Source organism: Halalkaliarchaeum sp. AArc-CO (assembly GCF_024972735.1).
Lineage (GTDB): Archaea > Halobacteriota > Halobacteria > Halobacteriales > Haloferacaceae > Halalkaliarchaeum.
On record NZ_CP087723.1, the window covers coordinates 1,406,550 to 1,425,990 of the forward strand.

Annotated in this window: 22 protein-coding genes and 1 tRNA gene; 12 read left to right on the forward strand and 11 right to left on the reverse strand. The window is 55.5% G+C overall.

What is annotated here, in order from left to right; translation table 11 throughout:
• Window positions 1-638 precede the first annotated feature (638 nt).
• From AArcCO_RS07575 to AArcCO_RS07610, 8 genes are read left to right on the forward strand one after another with little or no spacing between them, the layout of a single operon-like run.
• Window positions 639-1,142 (forward strand): hypothetical protein, encoded by a 504-nt coding sequence (locus tag AArcCO_RS07575; RefSeq protein WP_259536287.1) that lies wholly within the window; start codon window positions 639-641, stop codon window positions 1,140-1,142.
• Window positions 1,139-1,528 (forward strand): hypothetical protein, encoded by a 390-nt coding sequence (locus AArcCO_RS07580; RefSeq protein ID WP_259536288.1) that lies wholly within the window; start codon window positions 1,139-1,141, stop codon window positions 1,526-1,528. Before AArcCO_RS07575 ends, AArcCO_RS07580 begins: the two co-directional genes overlap by 4 nt.
• Window positions 1,528-1,929: a DUF6166 domain-containing protein gene (locus AArcCO_RS07585; RefSeq protein WP_323805934.1), complete on the forward strand. Its 402-nt coding sequence runs from the start codon at window positions 1,528-1,530 to the stop codon at window positions 1,927-1,929. Before AArcCO_RS07580 ends, AArcCO_RS07585 begins: the two co-directional genes overlap by 1 nt.
• Before the next feature lie 46 nt (window positions 1,930-1,975).
• Window positions 1,976-2,104 carry a hypothetical protein gene (locus AArcCO_RS07590; RefSeq protein WP_259536290.1) on the forward strand — a complete coding sequence of 43 codons (129 nt, stop codon included), beginning with the start codon at window positions 1,976-1,978 and terminating at the stop codon, window positions 2,102-2,104.
• A complete protein-coding gene (locus AArcCO_RS07595) occupies window positions 2,101-2,463 on the forward strand; it encodes a DUF6908 domain-containing protein (protein WP_259536291.1) in 363 nt (120 codons plus the stop codon). Before AArcCO_RS07590 ends, AArcCO_RS07595 begins: the two co-directional genes overlap by 4 nt.
• Window positions 2,457-2,681: a hypothetical protein gene (locus tag AArcCO_RS07600; RefSeq protein ID WP_259536292.1), complete on the forward strand. Its 225-nt coding sequence runs from the start codon at window positions 2,457-2,459 to the stop codon at window positions 2,679-2,681. The genes AArcCO_RS07595 and AArcCO_RS07600 overlap by 7 nt, the downstream gene beginning before the upstream one ends.
• A gap of 33 nt (window positions 2,682-2,714) precedes the next feature.
• Window positions 2,715-2,939, forward strand: coding sequence for a DUF8139 family protein (locus AArcCO_RS07605; RefSeq protein ID WP_259536293.1), 225 nt, complete (start codon window positions 2,715-2,717; stop codon window positions 2,937-2,939).
• A gap of 2 nt (window positions 2,940-2,941) precedes the next feature.
• The gene (locus AArcCO_RS07610; protein ID WP_259536294.1) at window positions 2,942-3,160 is read left to right on the forward strand and encodes a hypothetical protein; all 219 of its coding nucleotides are present in this window, start codon (window positions 2,942-2,944) and stop codon (window positions 3,158-3,160) included.
• Window positions 3,161-3,174: 14 nt separating this feature from the next.
• Here the strand turns inward: AArcCO_RS07610 and AArcCO_RS07615 are convergent, their stop codons facing one another.
• Both AArcCO_RS07615 and AArcCO_RS07620 read right to left on the reverse strand, forming a co-directional pair.
• Entirely contained in the window at window positions 3,175-4,176 is a 1,002-nt protein-coding gene (locus AArcCO_RS07615; protein ID WP_259536295.1) for a hypothetical protein, read from the reverse strand.
• A 41-nt stretch (window positions 4,177-4,217) separates the two neighbouring features.
• The gene (locus tag AArcCO_RS07620; RefSeq protein ID WP_259536296.1) at window positions 4,218-4,466 is read right to left on the reverse strand and encodes a winged helix-turn-helix domain-containing protein; all 249 of its coding nucleotides are present in this window, start codon (window positions 4,464-4,466) and stop codon (window positions 4,218-4,220) included.
• 152 nt (window positions 4,467-4,618) lie between these two features.
• Between AArcCO_RS07620 and AArcCO_RS07625 the strand changes: the two genes are divergently transcribed.
• On the forward strand, window positions 4,619-5,761 hold the full coding sequence (locus tag AArcCO_RS07625; RefSeq protein WP_259536297.1) for a PDDEXK family nuclease: 1,143 nt from the start codon (window positions 4,619-4,621) through the stop codon (window positions 5,759-5,761).
• A 356-nt stretch (window positions 5,762-6,117) separates the two neighbouring features.
• Here AArcCO_RS07625 and AArcCO_RS07630 read toward each other — a convergent pair whose 3' ends face one another.
• From AArcCO_RS07630 to AArcCO_RS07665, 8 genes are all read right to left on the reverse strand, one after another.
• Window positions 6,118-6,837 (reverse strand): M48 family metallopeptidase, encoded by a 720-nt coding sequence (locus tag AArcCO_RS07630; protein WP_259536298.1) that lies wholly within the window; start codon window positions 6,835-6,837, stop codon window positions 6,118-6,120.
• On the reverse strand, window positions 6,834-9,809 hold the full coding sequence (locus AArcCO_RS07635; protein WP_259536299.1) for a type I restriction endonuclease subunit R: 2,976 nt from the start codon (window positions 9,807-9,809) through the stop codon (window positions 6,834-6,836). The genes AArcCO_RS07630 and AArcCO_RS07635 overlap by 4 nt, the downstream gene beginning before the upstream one ends.
• Window positions 9,802-11,154 (reverse strand): restriction endonuclease subunit S, encoded by a 1,353-nt coding sequence (locus tag AArcCO_RS07640; protein WP_259536300.1) that lies wholly within the window; start codon window positions 11,152-11,154, stop codon window positions 9,802-9,804. Before AArcCO_RS07640 ends, AArcCO_RS07635 begins: the two co-directional genes overlap by 8 nt.
• Window positions 11,147-12,628 (reverse strand): type I restriction-modification system subunit M, encoded by a 1,482-nt coding sequence (locus AArcCO_RS07645; protein ID WP_259536301.1) that lies wholly within the window; start codon window positions 12,626-12,628, stop codon window positions 11,147-11,149. Before AArcCO_RS07645 ends, AArcCO_RS07640 begins: the two co-directional genes overlap by 8 nt.
• Before the next feature lie 49 nt (window positions 12,629-12,677).
• A complete protein-coding gene (locus tag AArcCO_RS07650) occupies window positions 12,678-13,250 on the reverse strand; it encodes a TATA-box-binding protein (protein WP_259536302.1) in 573 nt (190 codons plus the stop codon).
• A gap of 58 nt (window positions 13,251-13,308) precedes the next feature.
• The gene (locus AArcCO_RS07655) at window positions 13,309-14,250 is read right to left on the reverse strand and encodes a hypothetical protein (protein WP_259536303.1); all 942 of its coding nucleotides are present in this window, start codon (window positions 14,248-14,250) and stop codon (window positions 13,309-13,311) included.
• Between the two features lie 708 nt (window positions 14,251-14,958).
• On the reverse strand, window positions 14,959-15,669 hold the full coding sequence (locus AArcCO_RS07660; protein ID WP_259536405.1) for a GIY-YIG domain-containing protein: 711 nt from the start codon (window positions 15,667-15,669) through the stop codon (window positions 14,959-14,961).
• 42 nt (window positions 15,670-15,711) lie between these two features.
• A complete protein-coding gene (locus AArcCO_RS07665; protein WP_259536304.1) occupies window positions 15,712-16,137 on the reverse strand; it encodes a DUF6884 domain-containing protein in 426 nt (141 codons plus the stop codon).
• Between the two features lie 90 nt (window positions 16,138-16,227).
• On the opposite strand from AArcCO_RS07665, the gene AArcCO_RS07670 reads away from it, so the two are divergent.
• Together AArcCO_RS07670 and AArcCO_RS07675 are read left to right on the forward strand one after the other, a co-directional pair.
• Window positions 16,228-17,214 (forward strand): hypothetical protein, encoded by a 987-nt coding sequence (locus AArcCO_RS07670; RefSeq protein ID WP_259536305.1) that lies wholly within the window; start codon window positions 16,228-16,230, stop codon window positions 17,212-17,214.
• 150 nt (window positions 17,215-17,364) lie between these two features.
• Window positions 17,365-18,333, forward strand: a complete 969-nt coding sequence (locus AArcCO_RS07675; protein WP_259536306.1) for a DUF7983 family protein — start codon at window positions 17,365-17,367, stop codon at window positions 18,331-18,333.
• Window positions 18,334-18,617: 284 nt separating this feature from the next.
• On the opposite strand, the gene AArcCO_RS07680 is transcribed toward AArcCO_RS07675, so the two are convergent.
• Window positions 18,618-18,689, reverse strand: a tRNA-Ala gene (locus tag AArcCO_RS07680).
• Between the two features lie 265 nt (window positions 18,690-18,954).
• Here AArcCO_RS07680 and AArcCO_RS07685 point away from each other — a divergent pair.
• Entirely contained in the window at window positions 18,955-19,422 is a 468-nt protein-coding gene (locus AArcCO_RS07685; protein WP_259536307.1) for a 30S ribosomal protein S15, read from the forward strand.
• Window positions 19,423-19,441 lie beyond the last annotated feature (19 nt).

The following is a 19,441-nucleotide window of genomic DNA, read 5'->3' on the forward strand; positions in this document are numbered from 1 at the left end:
ATACGGCCCGTTTACCGTTAGTTTCTGCTGCAAAAGTTGTAACTTTACCTATACATCCCCTACTATTACTCAAGGGAATCCTAACGAGGAGCCACGGCTTCGGGCAACAGTTCCGGAGCAAAGGCCCGGTGCGGGAACACCGGACTCGGTAGGCTTCCCTGTGGCCAAGGAAGCAATGATAGATAGTGGCGACACTCGGTTAAAGACACCGAGAACGAAGGTAGCACAGGGCGACAAAGACACGATTCTCGAACGGCACTCAGCACAGGTCAACGGTCACGACTTGGCGAAGTGCGAGGGCTGGGAAGGGCCGCTCACTCCCGAGGAGCGACGAAACGGTGCGGACCGCTGGTACGTCTTCTACGCCTGCGAAGATTGCGGAACTGAGGCAACGCTCCCACCGCACCGTTGGGAAACGATCCCGTGCGAACCGGAGGGCCAGCGATGAGCCGACAGCAATCGAGTTCGGAGGCACCGTACTGTCGAGAACTCGGGTGCCAGCGAACGGCGACACACACGGTCTTCGTGAACGCACCGGTACGCGGTTACGCAGAAGACCCCGCGTGTACTGAACACGCAGAGATGGCTCGGAGTCACGTGTACGTTAGCGAAGTCCAGCGACGAGGAGGTGACTGATATTGCAAATCCTCGGGTGTCAGGTGGACTGGCGCGCAGACGTTGCCAACCCACCGAAACTCGAAGTCCTGGTAGACGAAATCCCTGCACTCTCGGAGATGCGCTTCGAGCACGACGAGGAGCATGGTCTCTGGTACGCTGAACGAGAGGGAATAGCTCGGTTCTTTGCCTGGACCGGTCCAGAGAATGAGGGTGGTTTCGCTGGGCGGAACTACACGATCACCACTGTTGACGGCAAAGAAGTGACGCTCCGCGGGCCATGGTCAAGCCGTGCGAGTGCGATGAACAAGGTCGGATTCGGTCCCTGTGTTCCGGTACGAATAACAACCGAGCCAGAAGTCCTCGAACGAGGGTTCACGTTCACGTCACGTGCACTCACGTTGGAAGCCGCGAAACGCGCTGTTGATCTGGCTGAGAGTGCATCTCATCTACAACGAGTCGAGCGGTATCGAGCCAACGAACCCTGCTGGGAGCCCGTCCCAGCGAATCGAGGTGACGAGGCGTGAGCCAGTCGATTCAGCCGGATATCGAACCACGAACGCTCAGGGCAATCACACAGACGTTCTCCGTGCTTCCCGACATCGGACGAGCGAAGGGTGCTGACGACCTGTACGTGGTCGTCTCCCAGAGCGGTAAAGAGTACCTCGTTGATGCCCGTGACTGGGCCTGCGAGTGCCCCGACGCCACCCACAGGGACGTTCGGTGCAAGCACCAACGGCGCGTTGCGCTCTACACCGGAGAACTCGACGTCGACGAACTCGAAGAGCAGCTCGCGAACACGGCTGACGACCTCGAATCCAGTGCCGCCGAGTTGGAGCAGCAAGCGCAGGAACTCACCGAGACCGCCAGTGAACTGCGGCATGCGCTTGATCGGCTGGAGGAGGTGGAATAATGAGCCGCAGACCCCTGGGTTCGACCCACGGAGATGCCCATCGAGGGCCTTCGAGTACGGGTGGTCAGGCGGGCCTCTCGACGGAGGCGGTCTACCGAGGGCGACGGGATCCAACAGCGCCAGTGGGTGAGGAGGTTGAGGTCACCGTCGATGGTGAACCACTGGACAAGCGATATGATCTACTCAGCGCCAGTCCCTCGGGATTTGAATACGGGTATGGTGGCTCAGGTCCGGCACAGTTGGCAATAGCGATACTTGCCCACGCCTACAACGACGATTTCGCTTGCGAGTGGTATCAACGATTCAAGCGGGAAGTCATCGCGGAGCTTCCTGAGGACGGCTGGACGCTGACGACAAGCGACCTTGATGCCTGGCGCGAGGGGGTGACTGGCGATGCTTAAGCGGTTCATCCGTCTCCAAATCTGGTGGTTCCGCCGGTTTTACCCCGTGTTTAGGTTCGTCGGACGCAAGACGGGACGAGAGCAGTTCATCGAGACTGCGATCGAGACGAGCGAGGAGAACATCGAACGAACGGCGGAGGCACTCGGCATCGAACTGGAGAGTGATGAACGATGAAGGCCGTCAAGGAGATCCTCGCCTCGCTTGGTGTCGAGTCCACCGATGAGATGACGGCCAACGAGAGCTACACGATAGATGTCGCGGGCTACGAGGATCTGACCATCGAGAAGGTCGGCCCAGATCGTCTCAGCGTTGCGCATCACTACGTCCAGCGAGGCGACCTAATGTGCGATCCTGAGATCGTATTCCACACCGACGGCGGAGAGTGGCGGCCGGTTCGATACACCCAGCATCCGTCGGTCCATCAACACAATCCCGCAGGAATCGACATCGAGGACTTCGTAACGCAGTGGAGCGAGAACCTCCGAGATCAGGGCTTCGTGGATGCGGCAAAGGAAATGCCAGAGGGATGCTGACGTTCACGAAACACGACACGGCGACGTGCCCCGACTGTGGATCACCGCTGGTCTACGGAACGAAAGAGGAAGCGTCAGGCTGGAAAGTCTACTACGAGTGTAACGACCGCTGTGGGTTCGAGCGGATGGCGGGCTGGGTGAAGCTGTCCGACATCGAGCATCGTGACGAGGTAAACGAACGCGCCCGCGAGATGGGCGAACGGTGGGCTGGACCGTAACGATCAGGAACCAGCCCACTAATGTTCTCGTCAATGAGGCGTTTCGAGGTCGGTGATCGAGTCCGCGTCGACATCCCCGATAGAAACGATCCCGACTTCGACCGCTATCACGGACGAACCGGAGAGGTTGTCGAGGTAATCGAGGACGACGCGGGACAGACAACAGGCGACGAGCGGGACTCGCATCTATTCGAGATCGAGTTCGAGAACGGAGACAGCGATCACTTCCGTTGGCGCGACCTTCGACCGGAGGGATAGCAATGGAACTCACCGACCGCGAACACGAGGTTGTGACAAACGTCTACGGCGACGAGATGCCCCGCAATCTCCGGGAGATCGAGGCGGAAGAGCTGGTAGCGATGCACGATAGGGTCTCCAAGGCGGTACAGGCCTCATACGATGACAACGACGTGGATAGTCTCGGCATCCTTCTCCCGCTGGAGGGGAAGATCGTTCAGGTGCTTCATCAGCGACTATGACGGCGATCCCGCGATTAGGTTGACTCCTCCAGTTCCGTCGTGTACTCTGGATTCTGCTGGAGCTTCGAGAACGAGACATACCGGTGGCCTTGAACAAAGGCGACTGTGCGGTCGGAATCACTCGCCGTCTTGTCGTTCTTGATCGGATGGGTGAGTTCTTCCCCCTCGCGAAGGAAGATTACTTTCTCTGTGTCACCGTAGCGTTCTGACCCTTCAGCATGTAACTGCTCGACTGCTTTCAGCAGTTGCTCACGTTGTGACTGCGAGAGGTCAGGATGTCCTTGAACCGCTTCCTTGGTGAGTTCGATACTCTCGATGGAGTCTGTGACCCTCGGAACGGTGGGCTTGATCTCGCCATCTTTGTAAAACGCCATGTACGAGACGGGTTTGAACGACCGGTTCGGTTGACAAAAGTAGAGGCCGTGTTTCTGATACTCCGGCCAGGCCTTCCGGGCTGCAACAACGAGAACGCGGTCTTCTCTCCCGCCAACAAGGTCCTCATCGTAGATGAACCGGATGAGTTCGCGGAGCAGGAACGCCTCGCGTTCGGTCGGGACGGACATACTCATCTCCGCAGTTCCCACGTCACGATCCAGGACTGTTTCGACAGTATCGACGAGGGTGTCGAAGTTCACCCACACGATGCGCTCGTCCTCAATCTCGACAATCTCGTCGGGGATTCGCCCGTCAGGTGTCAAGACGATCAGTCGCTGAAGCTCCGTCGATTCGTCATCGAGTGCTTTCAGATGGTTGTCCAGTTGCCGTCGGTCAACCGCGTCACGACTGGTTTTCGTCTCGAACCAGAGTGCTGTCGAACTTCGGATTGCGGCATCAGGTATAGAATCGACACCCGTTACTTGGTTATCGAACGAGACGAGCCCCAGATCAGACTCGTCAACGAGTGCTTCGAGGATGTCTTCCGTCAGTTGGTTGTTGACGTGTTCGAGGACAGCGACAATCGTCGACGTCACCCGGTTTTCGCCTTGTGTGTACGTCGAGAATAGGGGATTCGGCATACCGCACAGTACAGACACTCATCTCAAAAAGTCTCGGTCAATTACTCTTCGTGCTGGCCTGGAGTGAGGTCGTCCTTGTCGAGCTCCCCAACAAGGTACTGACGTCCAAGATCAGTGATCCGATAGAGTCCGTCGCCAGTGTTTTCGACGAGGTCGTTAGCAGCGAGGATTCGGATGCGTTGGTTCACGTACTGGCGCGAGTAGTCGATGTTGCTGGAGATCACAAACGGTGTAGCGACGATCCCCGTTTCGTCCAGAAACTCAAGGATACGATTGTCGCATTGTGACATCCACGGAACTCGGGGCCGCATAGACCCCTATCGTGGACATACGGCAACCGCGATTTCTATTCTAATCTATTTGACACACGTACGTAAGTGATTAGATATACGTTCGTATAGTTTTTGTCGGTAGCACTAACAGTAGGAGTCAGAAACGCCAGATGAGGATCTTCGATTTTGATACCGACGTTGAACCGCCGCGTACACAGGAGCTGGAGCGCCGCGCTGTCGAGAGTGAGTGGCAACTGGAGTCGTGGCTTCTTGCGAATCCAGAAGTCGTTCTCGACGAACGACTGTTGATCTTTGGTCGACAGTATGGCCTCGATTCGGGCTATCCAGACCTGCTCGCGCTCGACCGATGGGCCAACGTCGTCGTTATCGAAATCAAGAAAGGTCAGAGTGGTTCCGGGAGCGCCAGCGAGGGAAGCATCCTTTCGCAGCCCCAGGAATACGCGCAGTCGTTGAGTGACTACGGGTACGACGAGTTAGACGGGATCTACGATGAGCTGAAAAAGAAGGTCCGAAACGGCGAGTGGGATCAGGGCGAGGCGGGTGTCATCGAAGAAACCCTCGCGGAAGCCCACAAGTCAGCCTTCGGTATCGAGATTGACCAGTCGGCGTTCAACCAGCACCAGCGGATGGTCATCCTCGCGGAACGGATAACGCGACAGACGGAATCAAACGCTCGCTACCTCCTCGAACAGGGACTCAACGTACAGTGTGTCTCGGTACAGTGGTTCGCTCCATCAGATGACGATACGAACACGACCGCCGAAGAGTACGCTGTCTTGGGCTCGTCTACAGTCGTCGACTATCCGCGGTCGAGGGTTCAGCCAGAGGACGACACGGTCGACTACTCTGATCTACTCGTACGGGTTCGGGATCACGCCTACCCCCAGCTGAAAGATGACCTTCACTTGGAAGACCGAACTGACATCGCCAGCCGTTCGACGAAGCGAACGATCTTCTTCGGCTCGAACAATCCGGACCATCCGACGCCGCTGAAGTACACGATGGATCCCCAGATCGAAGAGGAAGGTATCGTCCACTACAAGCTTGACCTCTGGCAACCGGACCCGGAGCAGGATACCGCACTTCGGGAGTTCTTGCGGCAACAGGCCGAGCAGTTGGACGGGTACTCGTTGACCGAGAACCACGCCAGTGGGATGTCCGTCGTCGAAAGAGAACTGCAAGTTGGCGTCGGCGATGTCGAGATCGTCGCGTTGGCGCAGGAGCTGGTCGACCTGGTGACGAACGTCCACTCGGCGGCGGTCGAGGAGTTCCGGGACCACGAGGCGTTCTGAGCGTCGGACGGCGACGACGGCCGACCCGTGAGGGTGAACCGGTCGGGGTGGTGGTTGGGCTGTAGGATGGGTAGGAAGGCACTGGGCGGCTCTGCGCCGTCACGGTGCGCTCCAGGTGGGTTCGCGCACGGTCGGGCTGTCCGGCGTCAGGGCAACCGCGTCAGTCGGATCAGAGGCCGCGCGCCGGCCAGCAGTTGGCCGTAACCGCCTTTTCCAATATCGGACGTGTATGTATACATACGTACACATGTACGTGCGTGCTTCTACCTCTTCGGGGCTCGGAACCGGGTTACTATCTCGTCGCCTCAATGCCAACAGAAACGACGACTTCGATCACGTTTTGCTCAGAGCTGGAATTACACGTCGTCAGAACAAAACACTAATCGCGTGCTATTTTCGGCCAACCAGTTCTTGTGGGCGCGGTATTCTGGATCGTACCGCTCTACCAGTGACCAGAACGCCTCGGAATGATTCGGTTCTTGGATGTGGGCGAGCTCGTGAATCACAACGTACTCGACGATTTCAGGTGGGGCCATCATCAGCCGCCAGTTCAACCCGATCGTCCCGTTCGTTGAGCAGCTTCCCCACTTCGTTCGTTGATTCCGAACCTCGATACGATCGTATTCGACGCCCATCTCCGCCGCGTAGTGGCCAGCATACTCCTCAAACTGTTCTCGTGCCTTTCGACGATAGAACGTCTCCAGAGCTCGTTTCAACGATGTCCGTTCGACGTTGTGCTCCGCAAGACGTATCGTCCGGTCAACGATCTCCGCCGCGGACCGGACTTCGACGACGATTTCGTGAGGTTCGCCGAGGAACGGAAACGTCGTCCCCTCCTCGAACTTACGCTCTGGAACTTGCTCACGATACCTGTCGAACTTCCGCTTTTTCGCAACGACCCAGTGACCGTTTTCGAGTAACAGTTGTTCCGGATCAGCGGAGACTCCTTCCGGAAGGACGACTGTGATCTCGTGGATACCGACATCGATGCGGGGCTCGGTCGCATTGCTACTCCGTCTAACGTGATACTCGATCGGTTCGTTCGCAACAGTGACCTGGCGATGTTCGCTACTCATAGGCTTCCCGACGAACTGGCCGCGTTTTCGATTAAGTAGTCTCGGACGTTCTCAACGAAGTCGTCCGCCTTCACTAAATCCGCTCGGTCGTGATCTTTCACCAGTACGTCAATAACGGCAATCTCGATCGCGTTCAACGTCCCGTCGTTTGTGTGCCACCCCTCGAAACTTGTATCGACTTCTGACTCGAACGCGTCGTAGATGTCGCGAGCGAGTTCTTCTGCGTCGCGTTCGCTACCGATCAGCTCCTCGTGGTGGTCGACCAACTCCGCAAACACCGCGAACGCGCCATCCGAGAGATCACGCTCATCAGCCTCCTGCTCGACTTCAATAACCTCGCGTTCGAGCTGTTCGAGTGCGTCGACGGCCGCGGGATCGTCCATCTGACCGCTTTGCCATCGCTCGACAAGATCGGTCACGCGTTCGCTCAGCCGCTTGTAGCGTGGGTTCTGGTTCGACCGAGGGTGAAGGTGGTCTTTGGTTGCGTGTGCGATCGAAGACGCCTGTGCGGCTGGCTCATCCATATCCTGGACCGCTTCGAGGTGTTCCTCGCCGATTTTGTACACCGGGAATCGGTCCTTGATGTCGCGGACGTCGACGTTGTCCTCGACGATCTTCTTCGTCTTCTCCCGCATATCGTCTTCGGGGTTCTCGTCACGGTTGTTGTTCCGGCGGAACGCGACGAACACGCGAGTAAGCCACTGGTACTTCGCCTGGATACCGCTCTCGATCAGTCGACCGTCAGGTGAGACGCTCTCGTAGAGGTTCTGGAGTCGCCGATACCCCTGCTTGAACTCCCGCTTCTCTGGGTGTTTGCTCACACGAGCGAGACACGCCTGTAAACTCTCTTGGGAATCCGTCTTTGGGATGTCTTCGAACAAGTCGAGTACGTCTTCGAGTTGATCTTCAAGCGTCTCGAAAAGCTCTTCTTCGTCGCGAGCAGCGAAGTCACGCGTCTCCTTGTCGTACTGGAGGGCTTCATCGACATTGCGGAACACGCCCTGGAAGTCGACGATCTCGCCGTTGGTCTTGCCCTCGGCTGGACGATTCGTCCGGGCGATCGCCTGGAGCAGGGTGTGGTTCTTCAGATTGCGGTCAAGATACATCGTCTTGAGCACGGGGGCATCAAAGCCAGTCAGGAGCATATTGTGGACGACGAGCAGCTTCGGCTCGTCCTCCTCCCGGAATCGCTTGACAATGCGGCCGCGTTCTTCGCTTGTCGTGTGAAACTGGCGGATGCGCTCGCTATCCCCCTCGTTCGAGGTGTAGATCACGTCGACCTCCGAGGGATCGCGTTCCTCTATCAACAGCTCACCGTACAAGGCGGCGGCTTCTCGACTCGGCGTAACGACCATCCCTTTCCAGCCGTTGGCGTCGACCTTCTCGTCGAAATGCTCGTTCAGCTTCTCGACGTAGGCCTCTACGCGCGGCTGGAGTTCACCAAGTTCTCGGCTCGTGAACGACTCGGCGATGATTTCCTGTTTCTCCTCGTCTGGAAGGTCGCTAAACGATGCATCGAAGCGTTCGTCCATCCCCGCTTCGTCAATATCCCACTCGACATCGTGCCAGAGCGTGAAGAAGACAGGCTTGATCAGATCGTCCTCGATCCCGCGCTTGATCGAGTATCTGTGGAGACACTCCTCGCCATCGGGGCTGAACTCGCGGAAGGTATTGCGGTCGAGTTCACTCTCACCCTCGTGAACGGGTGTACCGGTGAACCCGAAGTGATAGCAGTTCGGTAGTGCGGCATCGAGTCGGCTACCAAGATCCTTCTCCATGAAGCGGTGGGCCTCATCGGACATCACCACGACCTCGTCGTTGCCTTGGCTGTCCGGTTCGACATCCTGGAACTTTTGGATGGTTGTGAGAACGAGCTGGCTCTTGCCCTCCTCGATGAGCTGCTGGAGGTGTTCGATGCTTCCGGCGACCTCTGATCGTTCGAAGCCGATGTTACTCAAGTTGTCCCGCATCTGGCTGGCGAGCTTGTCCGTATCGACGATGATGAACACCTGCGGCGAGCCCATCACGTCGCGTTCGAGTAGGTTCTTCGCTGCGTAGAGCATCGTGTAGGACTTGCCCGAGCCCTGTGTGTGCCAGATCAGCCCGCGGTCGGCGTCGTCATCGTAGACACGCCGGAGAATACGCTGAACTGCATAGTACTGCATATGGCGGGGAACAATCTTTGCGTCACCGCCCGCAGTGCGCTCGTAGAAGACGAAGTTGTCGAGGATGTTCAGTAGTGTCTGTGGGTTGCACAACGCCTGGACGGCTTGTTTCATCGGATTCGGATCCTCGTACTCCGGTGGGGCATCCGTCCACGGCTCGTAGAACTCTGTGCTAGCACTGACAGCACCATAACGGAGCTCTGTTGTGTCGGCGGCAACGTTCAATAGACCAGGGACGAACAGCCGAGGAACCTGCTCTTCGTAGCTCTGAAGATCGCTGATGGCGTCGAAGAAGTCGTTATCCTGCGCGAGCGACTTGAGTTCCATCTGTACCAGTGGGATACCGTTAACGAACAGCGTCACGTCTGGGCGGATCGACTTGCGACGGTTGACGCGGAACTGGTTGGCGGCAACGAAGTGGTTGTTCTCAATGTCCGCGAAATCGATCAGGTCGACGTAGGTGGGCTTGGTCGTACCGTTGTTGTGCTTGGCTGCGAACTGTTTACCTGTGCGGAGAAGCTTCTGGAACTTCCGGTTGCCGTCCATTAGATCATCGGTGTCGAGGTCACGGCGCAGAGAGTTGAGGAAGCGATCGACGTTAGTTTCGTCGACATCGTCGTTAATGGCCTTGACACGCTCACGGAGGAGGTTCCAGTAGATAACATCACTCGCTTCGCGGTCGTATTCGGTGTCGAGGTGAGACGCTCCCTCACCGTCGTCGAGGCCGTAAGTCTCCCAGCCGAGGCTGTCGAGCCACTGGAGGATAGATCCTTCGACGCCAGCCTCGGAAGGGAGTGGATCAGCCATGTTGGAGCACTTCGTTTACGATTTCGATATCTTTGTCGTGGGTTCGGACTTCTCCCGAAAGGAGATCTTGCATAAGGCCTTGTTTGAGCTGTTTATACCGAGCCATTTCATCTTGAAGAGCTTCGACCAGTCTATCGAACTCCCACAGAATCGATGCAATCTCACGTTGTTCCTCAAGTGGAGGGAGAGCCGTTTTCAGTTCGAGGAGGTCGCTCGTAGCGATCCCCGAGATACTGGTTTCAGTGATGATCCGTTCGATTGCTTTCGAGCCGATTGGTCCCTCGAAGTACTGGGTGTAGAAGCGGGGATCAGCTTGTCCTGTGAGCCGAATACGAATGAGAGAGGATTCAAAAACAGTTAGTTCGTCGAGTTTAGGTACGTAGCAACAGTCCCCCGCGGCTGAAACATCTTGAGCCCGACGAGCAAAAATCAGGTCGCCTTCTTCAAGGGCGTATTTTTCTTTCTCACTTTTTGTGAGTTCGAGCCTGTCAGCAGTTGACATATTGAGAACACGTTCTTCGAGAGCGTTCCCCATTTTGGCTATGGGATAACCTTCTCCGTATGCATCGGTGGACTTGTACAGACCATTTCTGTTCGAGTCTATGAGCTCTTTAAACGGGACGATTTCCCATGTAGCAGGGACTTTACCGAGCCACGTGTCGACTGTTTCTTGCCCGTTGGTGCTGTGACGAAAGAGATTTTGAGCGACACCCCTTTTTGTTCGCTTAGTCTGAACACTGATTTCTTCGGTCTTCTGAATCGCCTGATCGACGGTATAGAGTACGCTGGCGATTTTGTGTTGCTCTTCGATCGAGGGTAAACCAAAGTGAGTCAGCAATAGATCTTGTGTGGTGATCCCGTCAACGGTGGTACCACGTCCGAGACTCTTGAGGTATGGATCCTTATCCCAGAGAGAATACACGAGGAACAGGGGATTTATTCTCTCGGTATCGGGAATGATGGCTTTCATATCCTGATTGATTGCCATATCTACATTGTTGAGGAAGGGCTCTCCTACAGTCATCCGAGTTGAGACAATAACCGAGTCAGTCGAAACGACGTTGGTTGCGCTATTCTTAACTCCAGCTTCGGTAATGTGGTCTTCCGTCTCGGATAGCTCAATCCCGTTGAGATCTTTAACACTAGCCCAAGGGATGTCTCCTTCCCAATACTCATCGTTACTCTTTGATGGAGTTCCACCGCCAACGAGATTATCGGCGACATCCTCTACTGCGACAATGCTCCAATCCTTGGGGATCTTATCGATTTCCGGGAGGTGCTGATCTAGTTTCTGTTCATCTGCATTTGACACAAACTCGTCCAGACTCGCCTCCTGCTCACTCATAGTTCAGCGCCCCCATGTGCTGAGTCATCCGTGCCTCGATCTCTTTGCGCTCGGCCTGTAGCTCCCGCAACGTTGCCAACTCTTCGGCGACGTTAAGTTCCTCCTCAGGTTCGGTTGTATCTACGTAGAGCGCGATGTTAAGATTGTAGTCGTTTTCACGGATCTCCTCGGCCGATACCGCCCGGCTAACCCGTTCTTCGTTCGTCCAGTCGTTAAAGTTCTCAACAATTTTATTTATTCCTTCAGGCGTGAGGATGTTCTGGTTGCTCTCTTCGCGGTAGAATCCCTCGTCAGCAGCATGAATGAACTGTACCTCGTCAGTCCGTTCTTCTGACTTGTCCTGATTCAATAATAGGATAGCTGTCGGTATCGAGTTATTCTGAAATAGGTTCTTCGGCAACCCGATCACCGCCTCGACGAGATCGTTATCGATCATCGGCTTCCGGTACTTGCTCTCGTGCTTGCGGAAGAGCACGCCGTGAGGAACAACGATCGCCGCTTGGCCGGTATCATTCAGCTGCTCGGCCATATGCATGATGAACGCGTAGTCGCCCCGGTCGGCCCGCGGAAGCTTGTCGGCCCAGCCAAACCGATTCCACGGGTCGTCTTGGAGGTCGTCTTTCGGCCAATCCGCCGAGAACGGGAAGTTTGCGAGGACGTAATCAAACGTGTCCAACTCACCGTTGTCTTCGAACTTCGGATCGCCCAGTGAGTCGCCACGTTGGATGTCACCGTTCAGCCCGTGGACGAAGAGGTTGATCTTCGCAATCGCGTAGATGTCTGGGTTGATTTCCTGACCGGTGAACGTGAGTTTTGAGGGGTCGCCACCCTGTACCTCGCGATAGTGACGGGCGGCCTCAACGAGCATCCCGCCGGAACCACAGGTCGGATCGTGGAACGTGTCGCCGTCCTCGAACGGTTCCAGCAGACGGACCATTAGTTCAACGATGTGCGGCGGCGTGAAGAACTCCCCACCATCCCGGCCTTCCTCACTGGCGAAGTGACGCACGAGATCCATGTACGCCTCGCCGAGCAGATCCGGCGGGACACGCTCGATGGAGAGGTTGTACGTGCTCAGATGCTCGACGAGTGTCGTGAGCTTTTGATCGTCCAGAGCGTCGGCGGCGACGAAGTCGGCCCGCAGAACACCCTCCAACTTGCCCTCATTGGCCTCTGAGAGAGCGTCGAAGGCTTCGTTGATGAACTGGTCGACGTTCTTGTTCTGCGCGCGTAGTTCTTCCCACGCGTACTCTTCGGGGACAACGAAGTCGTAGAAGGCCGGTCGTTTGGCGATCTCCTCGTCACCGTACTCTTCGAGCCGCTGCTCATACTGGTCGTCGTACGTGTCCGAGATCGTCTTGTAGAAGACGAGCGGGAGGATGTAGTCTTTGTAGTCGGTCTTGTCGACGGTATTCCGGATGATGTCGGCGCACTTGAAGAGATGGTCGTCGAGTTCGCCGAGACTGAGAGACATACCTCAACGATGTAATCGAGCCGTCTTATCTTTCGGGGTTCTGAAACGGTCAGAGTTGGGACTGTACCCGCTCGATGGAGGGCTCGATGTCACCGAATCCGCGTAGTCCCTGAATCACGAACTTACCCGTCGAAAACAGTAGAAACGTGACTGGCGGGGTTTCGATCTTGACGATTGCAGCGGGAAACTGCTCGGGTTCGTACTCGACATCAATCCCTTCCGTGGTGAGCTCTACGGTCAACGCTTCGAGCCCGAGAGGTGTTCCAAGGTCGCCACTGACAGCAATGTTCGTAATTTCAGGGCCATCGACGAGTTCGGCGTTGTGATCGATTTCGGTAATGCGATCGATGATCGTCTCGACATGCTGGCGGGCTTCCTTAGTTGACTTGCTCCCGTAGATCAGGATACGCTTCTCGGACCAGTCTCGACCGCTAACGATAACCCGGACGTTAGAGTCCTCGGGGACGAACTTGTGCCCGGCGTCCGTACGCTCGAAGCCGTCAAGCATCTCCAGCTTTATTGGGTCCATCCGAACAATTGCCTTATGCATCATCGAGTGGGGTGTGTACTCGATGCCATCGGCTGTCCGGCGTGGTTCGGCTTCGTTTTCGACGTCGCTCACGAGTGTCGCCTCCACATTGCCGTGCTGGGTATCTGGTTCTTGTGTTACTTATCTCGGCTTAGTCTACCTCGGTATTTTTAATACGATCAGAAACTTCTTCGAACACATTATTTTCAATCTCAAAGAGAACAATATTTGGGCGGTTTAGAAGATCAGCAAGAGAAGCGAACATAGTAGCCTTGCGTTCTGTTTTTCGAGCTGTCTCGCTATGCCTGAGACCAATCTCTCCTGCGGTTAATGCGGTTTGAAAGTCTCCGAATGATGGAAAGACCGGTTCCTTTGAACTGGTGCTATCCAGAAACTGCTCATTCACGTTTTCGTTTTCAATCCGCACATCCATTGGCTTCGTCATCGGTATTCGGGAAATTAAAGTATTCATTCCGCTCTTGAACTCGTGAGTGTTCAAAACGCTGCTTAGTGGCACGTATAATGGCTCTTCTGCATATTTGATAAACAAAAACTCGTTATGAGGATTATCGAAGTTGTTTGTGTAGTCTACACCCTCTTTAAATCGGTCTCCCCATGACTTACCACCTCTCATTAAATAATGTCCAAACATGTAGACACCACCCATAGCAAAGAACTGCTTTGGTGGAACACCGTGAGTTGAGTCTCGTCGCTTGGTCTGAACAAGGATAAACCGATCTTGGTTTTCGGTTACAGGGTACTCAACTCCATAATCCACACCTGTGATACTTTCTGCTGGTTTCGGATGTCCCCCCATTGGATCGTGTATCGTGATCAAGAATGAGTTCGGTTCATCTTCGACTTCAAGAACGTACCGATGTACGGAGCCTTCAACTTCCGTTACATTTACAGGACCTGTCTGTAGGTCTTTTTCACGGAGATATACCTCAAGCCACTGCTTCAACTCGACACCGATATCGACTCTTTCGTGGTCGCCCTCTTCGTATTCTTGCTTATCGTATCGTTTGGGTATAATCTGGCTGGTGATCCCGTCAATACCCTCGATTAGGTCATTGCGAAGATAGTTTTCCATAATAAGCCGTTTTAGAGAATGACTATATAGCTATCTGATGTCAGTCTATGAGTAGAATACGTGTCTGGACAATTATATCATCACGATATTGAAATGGGATGTATACACGTTACAATTTCATAATCAGATGTCACCTCTACGGATTCTGCTAATTGATCCAAAAACGCCGTCCCATACTTCGTCGAAGCGTGGGTGAACCTCGAACTTCAGATCCTCCCTCCCTATAGTCTGGGCGACGTACTGAACGTGATGTTCAACTTACTCGTCACAGGCGTCATCGCGCTCATTTGGCCAGTGAAGTGGAGTGAAGGGATGTATCGCCACCATGGCCGTTAGCCCTCTTACTGAAGCGAGGTCTTTTGTCAATAAGACACGTACAGACTGACAACACCGACGCGTCTGAGGACAGCGGGTGCGGATCCTGGATTTCGGGGTTCGAATCCTCGTGAGGGGATAACGGCGGATCGGAGAACCGCATCCTAAACCACTTCAGACAAATGACAAAGGAAATCATCATCTCCGGCTGTCTAAGCGTCGTGTTCGCAACTGTCGGCGTAGCGCCTCCGACTATCCTGGCGCTCATCGCGTATGTCGGCCTTCGGCTGAATGACGTAACCCTCAATCCTCCATCCGCAACAGGCTGAGAGTCATCTCTTACGCGATTCATGCCAACAGCCTCTTGGGAGGACGCTACGACGGCCAGATCGCTCAGGGGGCGGACGTTTCCTCTACGGCGTCAGCTACTCGATTCAGAAACGCCCTGTCGTACTGCTCTCCGACGTGGTTGATGTTCCAAAGGCCTGAGTCGCTAATCTCGCTCCGGGGACTGACGCGTCCCAGCCAGTCGTCGTCGCGAGGGTCGATAGAGTCCTTCCGATAGTTACTGACCAGAGCGATTGCATTTCGCTCAATGTAGACTCGGTCACTCTCCGGGCTAGGCTCGTCGTCGATGTCGATCCAGAGGAAGGGTAGATCACGGATATACTGACTCACCCGCTGTTCATGCTCCAGCTCGGCAAGCCGTCGATCCCGATCCGCGCTGGAGCCGTTACCCCAGTGTGAGTATTCGTCGTGAAGCTCGTCTCGTTCGATCTTCGCCTCACCGACCCGCTTTCGGAACACCGATCCCCTATGATTTCCGCCGCCTTGGTAGGTTCCTCTGTTCGCTCCGCGATGTGTCCGAAGTCGATTCCACAGCGACGTACCGGAGCCGGATGAGACTGCGTGTGTGCCGATACGGGTGAGCCGGAGCTGATCGGTCGACTCACGCGTTTCACCGTCTGCGAAGAAGAAATAGACGCCTCTCTCTGGCCAGTCCATGTAGCCCGTACAATCCTTGAGTCGTTGCTTGCCACCGACGTTCGCTTCGAGCCGGTCGAGGAGATCGTAGAGTCGATCGAGATCAGAACGACGCGACATACTACTCCGTTCAGAGGTGGGGCACAAAATCACTCGGGGTTCTCAGAGGTGCCCGTTGTACCACGCAAGGGTCTCCCCGAACTGGAGACCATCAGTCGGGGTTTCGACATCGACCGGCGTTTCGTCCAAGAGCGGGATGAGTTCGGAGTAGTAGTCACGCCCTGCGTGAAACACCAGTCGATTGCCGTCGTTGAGTGAGCCCTCCGCTTCGAGCTGATCGTAGACGGCTTTAGCCCACTCACGCTTCCGTGCAACCCCCGCACCGGACAGTGTGTCGTCATAGGGATCGATAGGCGGGCCGGAGGGATCGAGCAGGCGATGTTTCGCGGAAAGGATGTACCAGCGGTCGTGATTCGTTTCGACGTACTCACGCGCCTTGCTGAAGAACGTCGACGGCATATAGAGGTCAGCGGGCTTTGTGGCTTGCTCGCGTTTGCTCTTCGTACAGCTAACGAGCCCGATCTCCATAGCTAATGGTCCTCTGTTGACGGAATGAATCCTCTGGTTGAGTATATCCAGACCAACCATTTACATAGGCATAGTGAACAGATCTGGCATATGAGCAGTTGGGTTCCTTGGACCAATCGCAACTCAGAAGTTGAACAGCGTATCCACGAAGATCTAACCGATAAAGCGGCCAGTCGGATTTCCTTTTCATTAAACCAGATCGCGTCAAGAGGCGAGATTGACGATGCATATACGGAGTATCGTACAGAGACTGGGAAGCATGTTGACTACTTTGAAACGGCAAACAGTGAACCAGCAAAAAGATCACTTGACAAGTTCGTGTCGACTGAAGATCTACATGATGTTCTCACTTTGATAGAAATACTGGTCAACGAACTATGGGAAGAATCCACCTTATCTGGCGAAAATCATTCTGCTGAGGAACTGCTTGATTTTGATCGTAAGTTAAGACGTATTCTTGTTGAGGAAGGTATCTTGTTGCGAATACGTCCAACACGAGATGAGGTAGAGACATTTGGAGAGAAACTTTCGAGATATAGAGAAGCGAAGAACAGCAGAAGCTATTCGTCACGGCATAGATCTCAGCCCCGCCCTGAGAAGCCATTTAACATCCATTTTGAGACATTAGCTGATGAATCCGTAATCGAATCAGATCAGCAGCTTCGGGCGTTAGGGAAGAAAGGGAGGTGGGAAGAGGAACTCAGCCCATATAATGAAGCATGGACTCAGTATCAAGATGAGCAGTTCTCGTATCTCATCGCTGAGAAGCTATACAATAGTCTTGAAGCAGTTTTGGTCAAAATCTGTGTTAAAGAGCGTGGCTGGAATAACGAAGGTGATGGTGTGAGTGCTTATCTAAACTCCATCAAGGACAACGGGTTGTTTGACCCTAATGAGGCAATGTTCGCTGAGTGGGAGCAAATCATCAACGGGCTCCAAATCGGTGTCCAACGAACAGGTGGAGATAGGAAACGACACGAAACCTTCGATCAAGATTATTCTATACTCTTGCTCCATCAGGTAGGAGCGTTCCTTACGTTCGTGATAAATAGATACGAAGATCAATATCCCAACTGAATCACTGAGTCCGTTCTGTCTCACAGTTCCATAGTAGAGATGATCCTTTCGACGAGAGAGCGCCCATGCCAACAAATCCGGCGGCCTCGGCTCCGATCAGCCCGAGAAGCGTCCCTCACGGTTTTAGCCCCCGCCCACCTTCGTCCGAACATGGCTTTCAGCGTGAGCTGGCATACGCTCCTCGACGAACTCGACGATCTCCCCGAAGGAGCGACGCTAATCACGCCCCTGTCGCACAAGCGGTTTCGGATCGACGACGTACAGGAGCAACGCGTCATCATCACCTTCGAGGACAGAGACGAGAAGCGGCCACTCCAGCGCGACCAGTTCGAGACGTTGTACCGACGTATCACCGACGAGCCGGGCGGCTTCGAACTTGATCGGCTCCCAGCTGACGCGGATCCGTACCCGGCGGTGTTGAGCCTACATCCCCAGTTCGAGATCGATGAGGATGCGGGCGTGATCTCCGAGACGGACGGCCCGACGTCGACGCAGCTTCTCGATGCCGAGCCCGACACCGAACCCGAAGAGCGATCGGAACCGGATCTGGACGTGTATGCGGACTCACTGCTGCTCGTAGACGCCCTCGAACGACACGACGTGACCACGTTGTCGGAGATGGAAACGGACGCTCTCGTGAACCTCTACACGCTGCTGTCGGACGTCCAGCGCAATGCCAACGATCTCCGTCAGGACGTGGCTGGGGTGCTCCTGAACCGACTTCACCACGATCGCCCCGTGAGGGGCCCCTTCGGATCCGTCCAGCGCACGACCCGTCGGAATCGATCGTTGAAAGACGAGGACGAGGTACTGGCGAAGCTGGAAGAGGCGGGGATCGATCGCGAGCGCGTGACGGGGATCGACCGGAGCAAGATCGACGACGCGTTGGAGGTCACAAAGTTGTCCGAGACGGACGTGTACGACATCGAGGAGAGCGAGTACGTCCGCAAGGCCGAGGTGGATGAGGAGGTCAAGGAGACGCGTCTTCAGGGCCTCAAGGAGCAACTGGCGGCTACTGAGGGCGAGGAGGCCGAGGACTTACGCCAGGAGATCGAGGACTTGGAGGGACGTATCGACGAGCTGACGAGCTTCCGAACGGGGGCTGAAGTCCATGAATAGATATCCCAATGGCCGGGCTGTTTCAGATCGCCGTCGAGCTCATGCTAACGAAGTGTTGAACATGGGAAAAGCGGCTTGTCAGCACCCTATTCCGGTAATACTATGATTCGTGGCTGTGACTCCCATGTTGTAACCGCAAGCAGGAGCGGACGGTGCCATGAAAACACTCCAACTCTGGTCGGAAGCGGTTGCCGGTAAAACGCACCAACTCGCCTCTCCAGAGTGGGGTATCCGTTATAAAGAACCTGCGCCGTCTGGCAAATGTGCCTCAGGCGCTCCCGTCATGGACTCGCCGGGATTTGAACCCGGGGCCTCTCCCATGCCAAGGGAGTGATCTACCACTGATCTACGAGCCCCCGTACGCGACCGAACGTATCCCGGTTACGCTAATAAGGCCTTCGAATCGCCCGAACCTCCGATACCGATTCCAAACCGACCGGGGATAGAAACCCATTAAACCCTCCGCGTCCACCTCACAGTTGGGAACAGCACGGCCGCAAATCTGACTCGCCCGTACGGGCTTGGGATTGCGGAAGTGCATCGAGAGCTCCCGGCGGACCCACCAGTTCGTCGCGGAGTAGTCGGTGTTTCGCCTTCTGCGGCCGGCGTTCCAATCAGACAATGGCACGAATGCACACACGCCGACGCGGCTCGTCCGGTTCGGACAGGCCCGTCGCAGACGACCCACCGGAGTGGAGCGACGTCGAACCAGACGCGATCGAGGAGCGCGTCCTCGAACTTGCAGACCAGGGGCACGATCCCAGCCAGATCGGCATGAAACTGCGCGACGAGGGCGTCAAGGGCGTCCCAGTCCCCGACGTGAAACTCGCGACCGGCAAGAAGCTCACCGAGATCCTCGAGGAGAACGACGCCGACCCGGAGCTCCCCGAAGACCTCCGGAACCTGATGGAACGTGCCGTCCGCCTGCGCGAGCACATGCAGGAAAACCAGCAGGACCACAGCAACAAGCGGGCGCTTCAAAACACCGAAGCGAAGATCCGCCGCCTGGCTAACTACTACCGCGGCGACAAGCTCGAGGAAGACTTCAAGTACAACTACGAGAACGCCGTCGAGCTGCTCGAAGAGTAACCCGAGACGACTCCCACCA